The organism is Chitinophaga sp. CC14, assembly GCF_048957795.1.
GTDB lineage: Bacteria > Bacteroidota > Bacteroidia > Chitinophagales > Chitinophagaceae > Chitinophaga > Chitinophaga ginsengisegetis.
Genome location: NZ_JARBFY010000005.1, coordinates 1,516,926 through 1,535,253, shown reverse-complemented (window position 1 = coordinate 1,535,253; position 18,328 = coordinate 1,516,926). Strand labels below are relative to the sequence as shown.

At 47.4% G+C, this 18,328-nt stretch carries 15 protein-coding genes; 10 read left to right on the top strand and 5 right to left on the bottom strand.

The genetic code is table 11. From position 1 onward, the window contains the following. Window positions 1-97 precede the first annotated feature (97 nt). Window positions 98-319 carry a hypothetical protein gene (locus PV783_RS25745; protein WP_420990142.1) on the bottom strand — a complete coding sequence of 74 codons (222 nt, stop codon included), beginning with the start codon at window positions 317-319 and terminating at the stop codon, window positions 98-100. Window positions 320-739: 420 nt separating this feature from the next. Continuing rightward, window positions 740-862: a hypothetical protein gene (locus PV783_RS25740; RefSeq protein WP_420990141.1), complete on the bottom strand. Its 123-nt coding sequence runs from the start codon at window positions 860-862 to the stop codon at window positions 740-742. A 751-nt stretch (window positions 863-1,613) separates the two neighbouring features. Here PV783_RS25740 and PV783_RS25735 point away from each other — a divergent pair. Next, on the top strand, window positions 1,614-1,874 hold the full coding sequence (locus PV783_RS25735; RefSeq protein WP_420990140.1) for a helix-turn-helix domain-containing protein: 261 nt from the start codon (window positions 1,614-1,616) through the stop codon (window positions 1,872-1,874). Between the two features lie 171 nt (window positions 1,875-2,045). Here the strand turns inward: PV783_RS25735 and PV783_RS25730 are convergent, their stop codons facing one another. The 3 genes from PV783_RS25730 to PV783_RS25720 form a co-directional block, all read right to left on the bottom strand. Beyond that, window positions 2,046-2,270: a hypothetical protein gene (locus PV783_RS25730; RefSeq protein ID WP_111577498.1), complete on the bottom strand. Its 225-nt coding sequence runs from the start codon at window positions 2,268-2,270 to the stop codon at window positions 2,046-2,048. A 56-nt stretch (window positions 2,271-2,326) separates the two neighbouring features. Next, window positions 2,327-3,103 carry a hypothetical protein gene (locus PV783_RS25725; RefSeq protein ID WP_420990139.1) on the bottom strand — a complete coding sequence of 259 codons (777 nt, stop codon included), beginning with the start codon at window positions 3,101-3,103 and terminating at the stop codon, window positions 2,327-2,329. Between the two features lie 363 nt (window positions 3,104-3,466). Next, window positions 3,467-3,685 (bottom strand): hypothetical protein, encoded by a 219-nt coding sequence (locus PV783_RS25720; RefSeq protein ID WP_420990138.1) that lies wholly within the window; start codon window positions 3,683-3,685, stop codon window positions 3,467-3,469. 112 nt (window positions 3,686-3,797) lie between these two features. On the opposite strand from PV783_RS25720, the gene PV783_RS25715 reads away from it, so the two are divergent. The 9 genes from PV783_RS25715 to PV783_RS25675 all read left to right on the top strand — a co-directional run bounded on the left by PV783_RS25715 (window position 3,798) and on the right by PV783_RS25675 (window position 18,316). Further along, window positions 3,798-4,358: an RNA polymerase sigma factor gene (locus PV783_RS25715; protein ID WP_420990137.1), complete on the top strand. Its 561-nt coding sequence runs from the start codon at window positions 3,798-3,800 to the stop codon at window positions 4,356-4,358. Window positions 4,359-4,429: 71 nt separating this feature from the next. Further along, complete coding sequence (locus tag PV783_RS25710; RefSeq protein ID WP_420990136.1) at window positions 4,430-5,338, top strand: FecR family protein; 909 nt, start codon at window positions 4,430-4,432, stop codon at window positions 5,336-5,338. A gap of 80 nt (window positions 5,339-5,418) precedes the next feature. Beyond that, on the top strand, window positions 5,419-8,862 hold the full coding sequence (locus tag PV783_RS25705; RefSeq protein WP_420990135.1) for a TonB-dependent receptor domain-containing protein: 3,444 nt from the start codon (window positions 5,419-5,421) through the stop codon (window positions 8,860-8,862). 11 nt (window positions 8,863-8,873) lie between these two features. Then, complete coding sequence (locus PV783_RS25700; protein ID WP_420990134.1) at window positions 8,874-10,586, top strand: hypothetical protein; 1,713 nt, start codon at window positions 8,874-8,876, stop codon at window positions 10,584-10,586. Window positions 10,587-10,594: 8 nt separating this feature from the next. Beyond that, on the top strand, window positions 10,595-11,776 hold the full coding sequence (locus PV783_RS25695; protein WP_420990133.1) for a hypothetical protein: 1,182 nt from the start codon (window positions 10,595-10,597) through the stop codon (window positions 11,774-11,776). An 18-nt stretch (window positions 11,777-11,794) separates the two neighbouring features. Next, window positions 11,795-12,880 carry a fasciclin domain-containing protein gene (locus PV783_RS25690; protein WP_420990132.1) on the top strand — a complete coding sequence of 362 codons (1,086 nt, stop codon included), beginning with the start codon at window positions 11,795-11,797 and terminating at the stop codon, window positions 12,878-12,880. 11 nt (window positions 12,881-12,891) lie between these two features. Continuing rightward, entirely contained in the window at window positions 12,892-14,076 is a 1,185-nt protein-coding gene (locus tag PV783_RS25685; protein WP_420990131.1) for a fasciclin domain-containing protein, read from the top strand. A 17-nt stretch (window positions 14,077-14,093) separates the two neighbouring features. Next, complete coding sequence (locus tag PV783_RS25680) at window positions 14,094-15,077, top strand: fasciclin domain-containing protein (protein ID WP_420990130.1); 984 nt, start codon at window positions 14,094-14,096, stop codon at window positions 15,075-15,077. Between the two features lie 2 nt (window positions 15,078-15,079). Then, on the top strand, window positions 15,080-18,316 hold the full coding sequence (locus PV783_RS25675; RefSeq protein WP_420990129.1) for a TonB-dependent receptor: 3,237 nt from the start codon (window positions 15,080-15,082) through the stop codon (window positions 18,314-18,316). Window positions 18,317-18,328: the final 12 nt, after the last annotated feature.

Below are 18,328 nucleotides of genomic sequence, written 5' to 3'. Positions count from 1 at the left end.
TATCCAATTTTAGTCCCGTGGTGATATTTAAATTAATTCGCGCCGGTCCCTGATTAGATTTTGACTATGAAGTTATTATTACTAATAAATATTGATATTATGTTTTGGCGTTGTAAGCCAACATGGTATGTATAATCTGTTGTTTAGAGTTATCTTTTATTGGTATTATTTTTTGATTCCTATCTATTTTATCGTAAATAGTGCTTGGAGTAATAGTGAGCGGGGGGGCATACTTAAATATGACTATTGGCCTACTCAACAAAAATGCCAATATTCCACCCACTGTTACCGCCGCAATCGCAATCCTTGCTCTTTTCATAACCATAAATTTACTCTTCAACAATAATGTATGCCTTCAGTTTCGAAATTCTTTCACTAGTAAGATCCTTTTCTCTCCACAGCCGTGTTAGCAACCACGCTCATATATATAATTCTCCACACCGCCACAACCTCCCACATAGGCCGGTATATAATGACGGGTTGGCAATCCGGAAGCTACTCTTGTTAGTGTGGTAAGCATTGATAAATCCTTACTCTATCGTGAATCGAATTTACGAGTGTTCTCTGCAATCTCCATGCAGAAACAAAAGTGCCCTCAGTTTTTGCTGAGGGTAAAAAGCACATCACCCTGATACCGTGTGGGTAAGTGGGCAGAGGAACGACAATCTTGAAATACTAAACCTAACTGGGTCCCGGATGGAGCTAGCTACGCACTATAAATAGTAGTCGGCAGTGTGCACTATGCGGTCCAGTCGGTATTGGTCCAGCCGGCCAGATTTGCCCGCATAGTCTTGTAAGCTAACGCATTGCCAATAATGGACATCAATCCCACCGTCGTTAATAAAATTTTTGCTTTCTTCATAATGATAAAGACTTATGACTTATAAAGAGTACCTACTTTTGATGATAAGTTTCGGCTTTCCTATAGAAATACTGGTCACATAAAATGTATGTGAAGCTCTTATCAAGCATCTTGCAAAAGCTATCACTGATAGCTCGGGAGTAAAAATAGAAAATATTCCACGGTGCTCCAACTGACCCACAGGGACATCGTTAAACATAGCAATACCTTAAATGGCCCCAAAATGAAATCCGCTATTTTACTCCGTTACTTAAACCACTGTCTTGCAGTAGCCTCATAATGATAAACGGATTATCCGTATCATTAACCCAATAGCATTCGAAGGTTATAACTAGCGCGTTCTCTGTACTTTTGCCCTAAAGAAATTAGGTGAAGATGATGGGAGGAATCAGAAATGCACATTTCCCTTTGTTTAGGAGAAAGAGGGCTTAAAATAGTTGGATCGCAGAAGAACTATTTTCACAAGCAGTACACGTTCAATCTACTGAGGAATTAAAAAATGGTAACTAGGTGAATTGGATCGAATGACAAAGAAAATGGTCAATCTCTCAATTTTTCACAATAGCTACTCATTTTAGTCCATAATTTCCTATCTTAGCCAAATACTCGATCTGAGTATCTCATTCTTTCCCAAATTCATCTCAACGAACCTCGTATTGTTAACACCATATTTGTGTATATAATATACCAACACTTCAGAGTTTAGTGAATTGTTTAACCTTGCAATTAGAATGCAAAAATGAAAAATGACATGGTATCCGAGCAAGACCTGGAGAATCTTAAAAACGAGGAAGTAAAGGAAATCGGGGAATTAAGAAAATTATTGGAGCAGGTCACTGCTATGTTTAACCCTCCCCGTCAATGGCTTAAATCTTACGAAGTGCGTGACCTGATGGGCATCTCGGGAGGTACCCTCCAAAACATGCGCAATAATGGTACGCTTGCTTCCAAAAAAGTAGGTGGTTTAATGTACTATAAGTATAGTGACATTCTTAAGCTGATGGAAGGATAAAAATTCAATCAAATCTGTCTTTAACTTTGGCAAGATCTGCTCCTTAAAGAACAGATGCGGAACTGACATTTGTATCATTCAAGCGAGGGCTGGACCACAGCCTTGAATTCGCCACCGCATAAAAAAGGCCCTCGCATTTGCGAGAGCCTTTGTAATAACCGGATGGTTTGTTTATTCGGAGGCCTCTGTTGAGGGCTCCTCATATACTACCGCCTGGCTTACTGTCGAAAGTACGGTCCCTGCAACAGCCAGGTAAGTGGCTATCTTAGCAATAATAACAGGTACCGCCGGAATTCCAATCAGAGCGGTGCTGATGGCCGTTAATACCAGCCCTATATTGCGGGCTTTGGTAAAGAAAGGCGGCGTATCAGCTATTAAACGTGCAGCGAGTTTCATTTGCATTGTTTTAATCGTTAAAAAATACCGGGGTCAGTGAAACCCCGGTTTGAGGGTTAAGGAGCAGGTGTAGCGACCGGCATACCGGAAACTTCCACCAGTGATAACGCATTGTTGATGCCATTTTTCAGTTTGTTGAATACCCCGTTTACCTGTTGGTAAAAGGCGATACCCAGCGCGAGGAACAATGGCTTGGTACTGTTGGCAGTAACATTGGTCAATAGGTGGAGTTTCTGAGTGGCAGAGCCATCTATCGGAATCTCTTCGCTGGTAGCGACACCATTTACAAATGTTTCTGCTTCGAAGTCCACTTCAGCGCCGCCAGCCAGGATTTTAAAATGGGTGGCGCCGGCAGGACTGGCCATCAGGTCAATCGGCCTGAATACAGGTATGTCTACTTGAAGCGTACCGGCAACGCGATCTATAGCGGCGGTGTACGGAGCAAATAGCGTTGCTTCCAAACGTGAATTGCTGTTGAACTCAAAGTCTTTGAGTAGCTCCGCTTCGCCGTCAATCACATTACGTTGGCCCCTTACATTTACAGCATCTGCCTTGATGACTTTCACCATTTCCCGGCATAGCCGCGAAGACGTATAACTGTCTTTAATATTCATCACCAGCGTACGGAATGCGGTGAGGAGTATCTTGCAAGCTTTACCTGCCCTGCCAAATTCCGCTGTATTTTCTCTGGTCCTGGCGAATGCGGGATCTGTTGCAATACGATTTGCACTAACACCACCTTTCTCTCGGGCAAGATACCCCGCTTTTGACTTGTAGAAAGTAATGTTGCCAATCGTTCCTTGAAGTGGGATAATCCCATTTTGTTTTGCCATTTTTTATAAAATTTAGAAATAAAAAATAGGGCTTCTTGGTAGTCAGCCCTTTTAGGCTTACACCTGCGCAGGATGTAGTAAATGGCATTCACTTCCGCTAAACTAGTATCGTATTTTTATTCAAGAAAATTTCCATTCACATTGATACAGATTGTATCATATTGATACGTGTTTTTGAGGGAACGATCAGAAAAGAGGGTATAAAAGAAGAGAAAGAGGAATAGGAAAAGAAGTAGTAATTCGGGGTTTACTCCCCGTTTACTCCCCCTTTGCCTCCCGTTTAAGGGTATTCAGAATGGTGGAATGTCGGTTGTGGCAACCTGAAATAAGTGCGTCAGTGGACGCCAGAAGTTAAATAATGATTTACTCCCCAATAATCACATATGTCTTGCAGGCTCCAGGCTCTTTAGCCAGTTGTACTTTTCTCCCGGGCATCGTGGTATCAGCTACCACGCTTTTATACATGATAGTTTGCACTGTACATGCCCCACCTTTATACGCTGGCATGTAATAATAAGTAGGCAGTGCGGCAGCTATCGTCGCCAGGCCAACCATTACAAGTAAAATTTGGGCTTTCGTCATATCCTGAAATTAAGAAGCATCACTGCAAACTCATCTCAGAAAACATAACAATACCTTAAACCACCTCCCCAACAAAATCCCCTATTTTCGCCCCGTTGCTCAAACCACTGCCATGTTGCATGCTCATGATGATATAGCGCTTATCCGTACCGGTGACACAAAAGCATTCGAAAGGTGTTTCAATCAACACTGGCCGGCGCTCTATGCCTTCGCCCTCAAAATCCTCGGCAATAAAGACGACGCAAAGGATGTAGTGCAGGGCGTATACATCTCCCTGTGGTCGCGGAAAGAAAAGCTGAATCTGAGCGGCCCCCTCGAAAACTATCTCCACCAGGCTGTCCGCTTCCAGTCTATCAAAAAGCTAAAGGAAATCATGAACCGGCCGGAGGAGCTGGACCGTGTGCAGGAGTATATCATGCCGGTGTTAAACGATATCTGGGAAAAGATGGAAACGGCCGATGTATTTAAAGAAATCGATACCCAGTTAACCACCTTACCGGAAAAAACGCGGGAAATATTCCTGCTGAGTCGCCGGCATCATTTATCTATTGCGGAAATCGCCGGGAAATTAAATCTCTCCGAAAAAACAGTAAGAAACCAGCTGCACATAGCATTGAAGGCGCTCAGGCATCATATTGCTGTGGCCCTGATCCTCGCGGAAGTAATGAGTTAATAATTCCTTAACGTACTTCTTCGGGACAAGCACCTCCGCTAAAGGAACATATCTATAGAAGAATGTTCCGGATGAATATCACACAGTTTAAAAGATTGGTCAGTAATTACCTGTCGGGCAATGCCACCCACAGGGAAGCTACGTTGCTGAACACCTACCTCGATAAAGCCTGGGAGGAAAAACAGGTGCCTGCTGATGTGGAAGAGCAGCGCCTTGAGGTGTGGAATAACCTGAAAAGGGAAATCGCACCGCCACGCATCAGGGTATGGCGGTATGCGGCTACGGCCTTAATCCTCATAGCCACCGGGGCTACCTATACCTACCGGCTGGCGTTGCAGAACTGGCTGGATCCTGTTCCCATGCAAAGCATTACGGCCCTTAAGTACCAGGTAAAAAAGGTAATCCTGCCGGATAGCTCGGTAGCTATTCTCAACGGAGGTACCACGCTTATTTATCCCCAATACTTCCGCGGCAAACAAAGAAACATCACAGTAAACGGGGAAGCATTCTTCGAGGTCACGCCGCAAACCGAGCCTTTCATCATCACCGGCCCGCATTTAAGCGTAAAGGTATTGGGCACCAGCTTCGTGGTGGCCGATAGTAGTGGTATCGAAAAGCCAAAGGTAAGCGTGAAAACGGGTAGGGTAGCGGTTACCGCCGGGGCGGCGGTACAGCAGCTCACGGAAAATGAGGAGCTCGTATACGACAAGGAAACCATCTATATCTATAAACAAGCGGAAGTAAACACCGGGTGGACCAGCAAAAAGCTGTTGTTCAATGAATCGGCGCTGAACGATGTTTTCAGGGAAATAGAATCGCTGTACGGCGTAAAAATAAAAACCACGCCGGCTATCAGCGACCTGAAATTCACCGGCGCATTCGAGGAAACCGACACCATGAACGATATCCTGAAAGTGATATCCCTGTCGTACCGGCTAACTATTCACAAAAACAAAAACGGCATCATCGTAATTAAGTAGCATCAAACATAACGGGAATGCTAACAACCATCGGCCTACAGCTGCTGGTAACGGATCTTCTTTTTTTAAATCGCAAACGAATGAAGGAAAAAATTTTACACGGATGTATGTGGGTCCTGCTATGCTTTACTTTGCCGGCAATGGCACAGGAAAGCTTCCTGCAGAAAAAGATCAGCATCAGTTTCAGGAATGAGCCCATCGCAAAATGTTTCATGACAGTGCAGCAGAAGGGCGGCATTACCTTCTTCTACAATCCTGCCGATATGAAGGCGGTGGAAAAAAAATATACGGCCGATCTCAATAATAAAACCGTAGCGGAAGTGATCACCTGGTTATTACAAAATACCGGGTTGGAATTTGAAGCGGTAGATGGCAGGAAGGTAGTAGTACGAAAAATCATTATCAAACAATCAACAGCACCCCGGAAACGCACCATCAGCGGGATGGTGACAGACGCAACAAAAAACAGCCCCATCGCCCGCGCGGAAATCATGGCGCAAAGTACCGGCAGTGTAGTGATGGCCGATGAATCCGGCCGCTTTTCGGTGGAAGTAAAAGATACCACCGATGTACTGGTGATCTATTATGTAGGCTACGCTACCAAAATGATCAAAGCCGGCAGCGCGCCGGTGTTATCGGTGCAACTGAAACCAGACAGCAAAACACTGAGCGGCGTAACGGTAGATGCCCGCCGCCGCTCCAACACGGAAGTAATGCTGCTGAACGACCGTAAAAACTCCGCCATGATCTCCGACGGGATCTCTGCACAAAACATCGAAAAAACAGCCAGCATTACCACTACCCAGGCCCTGCAACGTGTATCGGGCGTAACGGTTACCGACGATAAGTATGTAGCCATCCGCGGCCTCGGCGACCGCTCCGTGATCGGGCAGCTCAATGGCATCCGCCTGGCCTCTTCCGATCCCGACAGGAGCGCTATTCCGCTGGACCTGGTGCCTGCCGGCCTGCTGGACAATATCACCATCTACAAAACCACTACCTCCGATAAACCTGCCGATGCCGCTGCCGGTATCGTGGAGCTCAAAACAAAGTCGGTGCCCGACAGGGAAATGCTCACCATCACGGCGCAAACCGGCATGAACTCGCAAACCGGCAGCAAAGTGAACAGCTTCTATAACAGCGACATGGGCTTTCTCGGGCAAAAGGTAAAATCAAAAGGATTGTCGCCGGAATTCCGGGAGCTGTCCAACCAGTACCCCAACGGCCTGGGCGATATCCAGCGCAAAATCGCCAACAGCCGCAACGATCCGGCCCTGCTGGCAGAAGCAAACCGCATCAGCGGTATCATGCACGGCTTTGATCCCGTGCTCACCACAAAGTATAAATCGGCGCCGCTGAACCAGATCTATGCAGTTACTTACGGTAACAGCTATACGGTATTTAAGAAACACCAGGTAGGATTAATAGCCGGCGCCAATTATTATAACCGCACCAACGATATTTACGACGGCCAGCTCACCCAATACAGCGTATACCAGGGCGTGTTAACAGGCAACAGCGCATTGTACAGTCCCCGTGTAATCCCTAACTACATTACCCCCAACAACATCAATCTTGGGAAGTATTTAAATTATAAGGAAAACACCGGCACACAAACACTCAACTATGGATTTTTGGGTGGACTCACCTACCGCTTCAGCCCTCAGCACGAAATAAGTATGCAGTACCTGGGTAGCCGTGGTGCGGAAACACGCGCCAGCAACCTGCACGGCGCCTACGAATATACCGGCCTGCCAGGCAAGGTGTATAACCTCGTGTATTCCTTACGCCAAAGCTATCGCACACTCAACACCTTCAACCTCCAGGGCGAGCATAAGTTCACAAAAAAAGAATACGCGCCAAAGCTGAGCTACAACCTCGCTACCTCTTCGTCGGCGCAGGATGATCCGGACTATCGCTTTGTAAACCTGGCGGACTATCGCGTAAATGGCGGTACCAGCCATCCCGGCGCAATAGATATACCGGGCACTACACCGCCCATTGTGGCTTCACCTGGCTTGTATTCCCTGGTATCAGGTTATGTAAACGGATATGGCCCCTACGGTATCATCCAGGCTGATCCCAACGGACGCCGTTTCCGCCAGTTAAAGGAAAATAATTACAACTATAAAGCGGATATCACACTGCCTTTTAAAGTCCTCGGTAAAAAACAGGAGTTTAAAACAGGTGTGAACTACCTGCACCGGAGAAGGCGTTTTTCAGAGAATGTACTCTATCTTCCGGGTTCCAATTATTCTGCCGGCGGCGCACTGCCGCTGTATGAAGTAAATGGTCAGCTGGATCAGCTGGTAGGTTACGATCGTATTGGTATCCGTCCGCCTGCTTCCTATAATGAAGAAGGCGCCCCCCGCAGTGGCGGATTCCTGTACAACATCCAGAAGTCGCCCAATAACTATAAAGGCTACTATGAAACCCGCGCGTTTTATGGTATGCTGGACCTGCATCTGACAGAACAGCTGCGCCTCACCGGTGGGGTACGGTTTGAAATGACGGATATACAAGCCGCAGTAGATACATCCAATGTATTCCTGGATCCCTCTATTACTGCTACAGATGCCGGCGGTAACAAAATAAACCTGGTATATACCGAACCAAATTCTATCTACAAAACAGATTACGAACCTTACTACTCTGCTAACCTTACCTATACACTGAATAAGAATATGAACTTCCGGTTGGGCTACAACACTACGCTGGCCCGGCCGGAGCTGAGGGAACTCACCAACGTATTTGATTTTGACCCTTTCCAGTTTGCATTGGTGGTAGGTAATCCCAACCTGAAAAACCAGCAAACCACTAACTACGATTTCCGCTGGGAATGGTTCCCCGCACCGGGTGAGGTATTGTCTGCTTCGGTTTTTTATAAGGAGATAGATAACCAGTTAACAAAGGTGTTTAAACAAAATTCGTCCGGACTGGAAGCTCGGTTCCCCGAATTCCCTGCGATAGAGTTTCAGAACGATCCCAACAAAGGACGCGTGTATGGAATAGAGCTGGAAGTGGTAAAAAACCTCGGTCTGCTGTGGGCGCCCATGAAAAACCTTTTCCTGGGATCTAACCTGCTGCTGGCGCAAAGTGAAATCAAAAAAACAAAAGAGCGCCTGGAATCTTCCCGTGCTATTGATCGCCGCGCACCGGCCAACAGCCCGCTGTTTGAACAGGCGCCGTATTCCGTGAATGTATTCCTGAACTACAACAACACGAAATCAGGCACCGATTTCACGGCCACTTTTAACATGGTAGGAGAGCGCCTCATCCAGGTAAACCTCGATGGTACGCCGGATCTCTACTCCCGGCCTAATCCCGTACTGGATTTCGTGGGCTCGCAAAAATTGCTGAAACGCCTCACCTTAAAAGGATATGCAAAAAATATACTCGACAGGCCAGTGGAAGAAGTATACGCCAACCCAGGTACAGGAGGGAATTTTTACGGAAAGAAATATGTACGCAGAAGTTTTTACCGCGGAACAGAATTTATGCTGGGATTGACTTTTAACCTGTAAAAATTTGAATGATGAAAATGAAAATTACTTATATACTCATAGCGGTGGCGGTAATGATGAACGCCTGCAGCAAAAAGCTCGACTACAGCTATGATAACCGCGTGGTGCAATACCCGGTGAGCGCCTCCGGCATCCGCGTGGTTAACCTGGTAGGCGCCACGGAATTGTCGGTGAACGGACAACGCCTCACCAGCTACCTGCAGCCCGATAAAGAAGGAAATTATGGCCTTAATGAAACACGCGGTACTGCATATTTCCCGGAAACAGGCCGTTTAGGGTTAACATATAGTATTCCCCGGGAGCAGGTGAAAGCCAGCGGCTGGGTAGATAGTATCCTGTTCAGCAGTCTGTCTGTTAAAAATGCGGTGCCAGCCCCCCGGCCCTTCCGCGCAAAAGAGGATGATGCGCATCCGAACGATTATTACTTTGTACGTTTCAGACCCAATCCGGACGGTTTTCAGGACTCTTTATTCGTGATCCCACGGGGTATATCACCGGCGGCAGATCCGGCTGTATTTAAGGTCCGTTTGCTGAATCTCAGTTCCACCATTGCCGGAAGTATTCCTCCGGGTATTTTCCGCACCGGGCCTATGTCGCTTACGCTGGCCGACGGCACCGGAGTGCCGGGTCTCAGCAACATTGCTCCCGGCAAATATTCTGATTATGTGGAAATACCCTATGGTACCTACCAGTTCAAAGTATTGAATAACGAAGGAAAAGAAGTCCCGGCCGGCGGAACCATTTATAATCTTTTCAACCCGGCTACCGGCACCCTGATGGATATAAACGGTACACCCGGCATCGGCGGTAATAAAGATACCTGGCTTACCTACGCACCACTGAAAACATTTCAGCCCGGAGGTATTTATACCATCGTAGTATCAAGTACCTACGAGGCCAACATCCCAACCGGTAACCCTAACGGGGAAACCTACAAATCAGAAAATAACACCTTCCGTATTATTGCAGATATTCCTGAACCGTTGAATATCACTTACGCCCGTTTACAGGGTGTGAATGTAGCCGCAGGGAAAAAGATTACCTGGCAGGTAGACGGGCAGCCGATGGGCAGTACATTAGCCTTTACCCAACAAACCACCTACAGTCGGTATATAACGGGTACGCATATAGTAAAAGCACTGGATGAAAACGGCCAGGTATTGGCCGAAAGTAATCTCGCCATGCAACCCGCTGATAATTTTACAGCCTGGCTGTATACCCGTAAAGATGGCAGCGCCGCAATTACTTTTTCCGCCAATAACCTCAGTGGAAAATACTATGACGGTACTGCTACGGATGATGGTACCTACAGTATACTGAAAGCTGTGTATCCTTTCTGGATCCGCTTCATGAATTTCTGCCCGGACCTGGAAGAGGTCACTTTTACACAGGGTAACGGACAACCATTTAGTGCGGTTTCCGCATTGGCATATCAACATATTTATTTCGCAAAAGCAGTAACCGATCTTCCCTATGTGATGCAGATGGTCAATTTTTCGCAACCGGTAATGGCCTACGCCTCCAGGCCCGGTATTGCCCCCGGCGATTGGCTGCGCAATATCACGCCGCTGAAAAGCCGTGATTTTATTGCCCGCCCGGAATTATATAAAACACCGGAATTACCACAGAGCGAACCAGGCATATATACCGTAGTGCTGCTGGGTAGCACCGCCGCCAATGCTACAGAAAAAGCCCGGATGATTATTGTGAAACATAACAATTGAGTAGTCTTATGAATAATAAATACTTTTTACTGCCACTACTACTGGCCGCACTGTTCTTCAGCAGCTGCCGCAAAACGGACTATGTGGTATTGGATAATCCCGCCTACCTGCGGGTATTCAACTGCCTTGAATTTACTACCAATCTTGATAACAAAGATGCGCCGCAACCATTTCTCACCTTCCTGGTAGATCCCGTAATGGATGATGCCGGGGTACCTGTCAGCGCTGCTATCACAGGCGACTTCCTGGAGCGGCGCAGCGACTGGGCAAGACCCTATCCCGATGCCGCCAGTAATGTACTGTGGCAAAAAGAATATCCGGGTACTAAAAGAGTGCTGGCAGCTCCCATCGTGAATGGATATGATCTTTCGAGCTGGGCGCAGGTGCCTTCAGGTAAGCATCATATTGTTTTCCGTACCCGGCCGCTGAACAACACACCCTACTTTGAACTGGATAAAATGGAACGGGGTGTTACGTTGATTGATACCACGATAGACCTGAGTGCGGGGGAAGTATATACGATGCATGCATTGATAAAAGAATATACCAGCCAGCAACCGTTTATGTACCTGCGTAAGGAAACATTTCCGAAACAACCCTTCGCTGATTCTATGGTATATGTAAACTTCTATAACCTCAGCGCAGCCAATTTTTATACGAAAGCGCCCGATGCAGTGCCAAATGAGGACCTGTCCAACACCAAGCTAAGCGACACCATGAACGTTTACTACTCGCTCAATAAACTGGCGGCAAATGGCGCTCCCGTGGCGCTGCCGGGTTACAAAGGCATACCGGTAGGACAGATCATTTATTCCCTGGAACCTAAAGTAACGCCTTACTACAGCTTCCCTTTATTTGCGGATACCAGCAGCAATAAAATCTTCACAGGCAACATGAGCCAGCAGTTTGGATTTTACGCCCCCGGTTTTACCCCGGAAAACCTGGGCTACCCGGCTTTTATACCGGTAGGTGTTTATGCTGCCGTGATCATGGGCGATTATGGCGAATCCGGCAGAAATGCCTATCTGCCTTTCAAGATAAAATGTGATCTGCGTACAGGGCTGGTAGTGAGTATCCATTCCGGTACCAATAATCCCCGGTCATTTGCTACGGTCAATACGGTGGAGTATATCAACCGCAGGATGTATGTAACTACCATCCAGCGCAAGTTTGCACCGCCGGTTTATTAACGTCTTTATTATTTCGATATGCTGAATATTTCTATCATAAAACAGTTCATGGCAGTATCGCTGCTGCTGGCGCTCATAACGGGCTGCCGGAAAGATAATCTCATTCCGCCCATTGACAGAACAACCACGCCGCGCGCAATGGGCGCATTTATTGAAAATAATTATGACCTGAGCATCTTAACTGCTGCCCTGAAAAGAACAGGCCTGCTGGATACGCTGAATCAGGGCGGCCCCTTTACCTTTTTTGCGCCGGATAATGCGGCATTCAATAAAATGGGTATTACAGGTCCGGGAGATGTCGATAAAATGGAGGTGGATAGTCTGCGGTCTATGCTCCGTTATCATATGATCCGTAACCGCTACTTTACCACCACCTTCCCACAGCAAATAGATAACAGGTATCTTACCCTTTCCGGAGACGAAATATATGTATCTACCCTGAAAGCAGCCACTATCTCGCCAGACCTGGACATGTTTGTAAATGGTGCGCTGATCCTCAAGGAAAGTAAAAGAAATATCGCTTTGGCCAATGGGGTGCTGCATATCCTTGCCAAGCCGCTGAAGCTCACCCGGGGCACCGTACAGGACTATATCGCCGCAGATACCAGCTTAACTTTATTTGCTGCTGCCATGAAACAATTCAATTTATGGGACGGTCTTAAAACAAATAAACCATTAACGGTTTTCGCACCGGCCAATAGCGCCTTCCTGAAATACGGACTCACAGCAGAAAAGATTGCCAGCATGAATCCTGCTGATTATAAGGCCATCACCTTTGCTATTTACCCGGTAGAAATGAGACCTATGCACGTCTTTTCTACAGATGGTTATCTGCTTGCAGGTAGTGCTACACTGGGTGAGGGAGCCATCAAAGCAGGAGGGTATGGCATTGCACTCGGGTATTCGTATAATAGTTATTACGGTCAGGAAATTTCTTTTATAAGTGTTTTGAAAAAGAAAGCGGCCGACTGGTACCCGAACGAGGACGGCCCCTCCAATGTAAACTACCTGAACGGTCTCGCAAATGCAGATCATAAATGTAGCAACGGCATCGTACATGTAATAGATGACCTTTTCCTGAACCCGGATTTAATGAAGCAATAAAAACGAAACAGATGACATCAAAAATATCTTTGCTCTTATTACTGCTCCTGGCTTTTGCGGCCTGCAGCAAACAGGACATAGAACCGGAGCCGGTAGGTGAACCTGTGCCGCATGAATCAGGTCCGGATAAAACATGGCAACAACAACTGGCTGTTTCTTCGTTTGCCCGTTTCCGTGAAGCATGGCAGCGCTCGGGTATGGATCAGAAAGTAAACCAGGATGGCGCAGGCTTTTATACCCTCATTGTACCCACCGATAAAGCTTTTGACGAAGCCGGCTGGACACTGGAAAAAATAAAGGCGGCAGATGCGACCGTATTGGATGAATTATTATCCTACTACATAATGCCCGCCCGCCTGTTGCCGGAAAATATTACCGCCGTAAAAGGCAGTACGCCGGCAGCAACACTGTCATCCCGTTCTTTCGCCGACAGGGAAAACTGGTACAATGATTATGTAGATTTCCAGTTCCTGGCAAAATCCGGCGATAGCCTGATGGTCAATGGTGTGGCCCTCAGCAAATGGGGACAACAACTGGAAGGTACCAACGGCGTAATATATCCCATTGATCACCTGATCAGCAAACCACAACAATCCATGTGGGAATACCTGCAAAGCCAGCCGCGTTTCAGCCTGTATGTAGCTGCATTACTTGTCAACGATAGCCTGTACCAGTCCGTCTGGATGAATAGTTCACTGCCGCTGCTGAAATCATCATCATCGCTGGCACAGTTCACCCTGTTCGCACCCAACAACGATGCGTTTATAAAAAATGGTTTTCATAATGCAGATGATATCCTGCAATACTGCCTCCGTTCCTGGCCGTTGCCTTCTCCCGGCTATGATGAAAATATGTATTGGCAACAGCCGGTAACTGCTATGGATTCCATTCTGATGGCATGCGGACCGGAAATAGCCAACGCCTCCCAGCTGACTGGAATAGAGGCCCGCGTAGGACCGGTTTTCTTTAGCAACGACCTTACGCTGAATGCTGCCCAACTCAGTGGACTAGTGCTTTTTAAAGGACAGCCTTATAACACCCCGCCAACACAAATCAGTTTATCGTTTATTAACAACAACGGCCAGCCCGGCGTCAGAAGAATAGGCACCAACTATCCTTACATCAGTTTAAAGAGCAGGGATATAAGAGTGATCAATGGTGTTGTTCACGAAGTAGGAGATCTCTTTAAACAATAATTTTTAAAAGCAGCCAAATGAAAAAATTCACTTATACAGGTTTGCTGATACTCTTATTGTCAGCCTGTACAAAGGATAAAGATAACACAGCAGGTCCGGATGAAATCAATCGCCTCACCTACATCATCGACGATAATAAATTTAACTTCTCTTCCTTTAATACCGCTTTGGGCAGAACCGGTTACCGTAACATGCTGGCGCAAGCAGGGCCTTATACGGTGATGGTGCCGGATAACAACGCATTTGCAAAAGCCGGGTATGCAACTAACCAACAGGTACTAACCCAAAGTGCAGTCATTCTCAATAACCTGGTGTCCTATCACATTATAAACGGTACCTGGGAGTTGAATAAACTGCCTTATCAGTTTAATCAGGAAATATCGGCGATTACCGGCGCAAAAATGTTTGTTACACACTGGATCAAAGGCGAAGATACCGTACTGACGATTAATGGCAGCCCCGTCCTCGCGTACAACCTGCCCGCCAGTAACGGTATGATACAGGTACTTGATAATGTGTTGCAACCATTGGTATATCAAACGCTGTCAGATGCGATTGCTACAGATACCAGTCTTACTTTTCTAAACGTAGCATTGCAACAGGCAGGTATGAAAACGCTGATCTCCGGTAGTGCCACCTATACTTTTTTTGCGCCTTCCAATTCGGCATTCCGCAACGCAGGCTTTCCTTCTGTAGACAGTATCAATAAAACAGATGCAAAAACATTACGCGATCTGTTGGAATACCACCTGTTTGCAGGCCGGAAGTTTATCTACGATTATATCCTTACCACCGGCAATTCCGATCAAACGGAACAAGCGATGCAAAACGGTAATAACGTAGGCATTTCACTCGTAAAAGATGATACAGGTGTGAAATACATAGGCATCACCATAAAGGGAGCCGGCAACAAAGTACCGGCAGAGGTGAAAAGAGAAAATCTCATGGCCGGCAACGGGGTACTCCACATCATAGACCAGGTATTAAAAGAAAATCAGTAGTGATGAAGAAAATTTTATACATAGCTTATTTGCTCACCGTGCTGCTGGCAACCAGCCGCCTGTCATATGCGCAGGAAACAAACGGTACGCTGAGCGGAAAGATCACCAACGATAAAAATGAACCGCTTATTGGTGTTACCGTACTGGCCATACATGAGCCCTCCGGTACAAAGTATGGCGTAATCACCACCGCCGATGGCCGCTACTATTTGCCGGGCCTGCGTATCGGCGGCCCTTACTCCGTAAGCATTACCATGATGGGCATGCAGCCGCAGAAAAGGGAGCAACTGAACGTTCGCCTCGGTGAACCCCTGCAACTCAACGTGGTAATGGCTGTTGCCGGTAAAGATCTTGCTGCGGTAACCATCAAAGGCACAAAAAAAGCCGCTTCCGCCAATACCACCGGCGCAGGGCAAAACATCAACCGCACACAACTGGCAAACATGCCCACCATCTCGCGCAGCCTGCAGGACATGACCAAAATGGTTCCGCAGAGCAGCCGCGATAATTCCTTTGCCGGTACCAACTTCCGCTACAACAACGTAACCATCGATGGCGCCATTAATAACGATGCTATTGGCTTCAGCCCCTCCGCAGGAGGCATCACCGGCAGCTCCGGTATGCCCGGCTCCAGTACCCGCACCAACGCGGTATCGCTGGATGCTATTGAAGACATGCAGGTATACCTGGCCCCCTTCGATGTGAAGATCGGGAACTTCACCGGCGGTAGTATCAATGCTGTTACACGCAGTGGTACCAATACGGTAACCGGCTCGGTGTATGGCTTTGGCCGTAACGCTGCGCTCACCGGCAAAGGCCCCAACGGCAAAATGAACAGCGACTTCTATGATTACCAGGCAGGTGCCCGGATCGGATTCCCTATCATAAAAAATAAACTGTTCTTTTTTACCAATGAAGAAATAACCTCCCGCCAGGATCCTGCGCAGCTGCTGGTTGGTCAACCGGAAACGGCGCAGATCCTCAGCGTGAAAGATGCAGACGATATCCGCAACGCAACGCTGAGCCGCTATGGCAACGCCTTCGATCCGGGTACCGCCGGTAATTATACGGCGTACTCCCGCTCGCAGAAATTCTTTAACCGCATCGATTGGAACATCAACGATAAACACCAGCTCTCCTTCCGCAATAATACCATTCTGTCGAAAGCTATGAACATGGACCGGGATCAACAGGATTTCCGGTTCAGCAGCATGGCCTATCAACAGGTAAATAACCAGAGTTCTACCGTGATGGAAATAAAGTCGAGGTTCAACAACCGCTGGTCCAACAGCTTCATCGCCGGTTTCAGCGTGGTACACGACAAGCGTAACCCCGGTTCAGATCCATCACTGCCACAGGTGCAGATCGCCGGCCGCACACCCGGTACCACCATCTACCTCGGTACCGATCGTGAGGCGAGCATCTTTGATATGAAACAACGTACCATCGAAATCTCTGATAACCTTACCTTCAGAAAAGGAAAACATACCGTGTTACTTGGTACGCACAATGAACTGTATCATATCGACTATGGCTTTGTTAACAGCTGGAACGGGAGAGTGGATTACCTCAGCATTGAAGATTACCTGAACAACAATCCTTACCGCGTTCGCGGTAGTTACAACTATACCAACAACAGCCGCGAATATATCCTCGCACATCCGGAAGCACAGTTTAATGTAAACATGCACAGCGTATACGCACAGGATGAAATACAGGTAACAGACAAACTGAAAGTGATCCCCGGTATACGCGCCGATTATACCTGGCTGCCGGAGAAACCTGCACTGAGCGATAAAACACAGAACGCATACACCGATGGCTCCTTTGGTAACACCTACGCCTATACGCCGCTTAACCGCATCAACAACGGTTACCTGGGTAAAGTGCAACTGTCGCCACGGCTCGGCTTCCGCTACGACTGGAAAAACGATCAAAGCCTTATCCTCCGTGGTGGTACCGGGCTGTTCACCGGCCGTATTCCTTTCGCCTGGATCGCCTACGCATATTATAATAATGGCATCAACTACGGCTCCTTTGATCAGAAGGCAGATACAAAAGTATTTGTACCCGGCAGCGATCCGCTGCAACCAAATCCCAACGGTATTGCACAGTTCATTGAGCAGAACGGCGCACAGATGAATAACCGGAACGCAGGTAAAACACAGGTAGATGTGATTGACAATAACTTCGTGATGCCGCAGGTATGGCGTAGCAGCGTAGGATTGGATTATGTGAGCCCGGCAGGATTTAAATACACGGTGGAAGCGATGTACACCAAAACACTGAAGGATGTGCTGTTTCAGCAGGTGAACATCAAGGATGATCCGAAATATTACCCTTATGATAAAGACCGGCAGCAACCCATTTACAGCGGCACCACAGATCCGCATTTTTCCAACGCCTACCTGTTAAGCAATACAAAGAAAGGCTACCGCTACAGCTTTACCGGTAGCGTGAACCGCAGCTTCCCTTCGGGTATCCAGGCGTCACTGGCTTATACTTATGGAGGTTCCAAAGATATCTCCAACGGTATCCGCAACTCTATGGAAAGCAACTGGCAGCTGAACCAGGCGCTGAGTCCCAACAACCCGGGATTGGCATGGTCCAACTTTGATGTACGTCACCGTATAGTCGGCAACGTTACTTATCATAAAGCATGGAGCAACAGCTGGGTGAGTACCATTACAATATTTGCTACTGCGCAATCCGGCAGCCCGTTTACCTATGGTGTGGTGAACAACAGCATCCAGGGATTACCACAGCAGGTGAGCTTATTGTACATTCCTTATGTGGATGAAGCGATCAACTATTTCCGCGATAAAGGTATTTCTGCGGAACAGCAGGCGGCTGCTTTTAATGCTTATATAGATGGGGATAAATACCTGCGCAGCCGCCGCGGGCAGTTCACAGAGCGTAATGCCGGCCGCACGCCGTGGAATGTGCAGGCCGATCTGCACTTTGCACAGGAGTATCATTTCGGCGGAAAGCAGTTCATCACTTTTACTGCAGACGTAGTGAATTTAACGCACCTGGTCAACAGCAACTGGGGCAAGGTATATTTCTCTCCCAATACATTTAACTCCACTGCCAGCACCGGCTTAACACCGGTATTCCCGGCAGGGCAAAACCCGGGCGGATACCCGGTGTATACCTTCGAAAACCCGGGCAAGCCATACTCAGTTGATTTCCTCAACTCCAGGGCACAGGTGCAGCTGGGATTACGGTACTCTTTTTAATCAATGTTAATC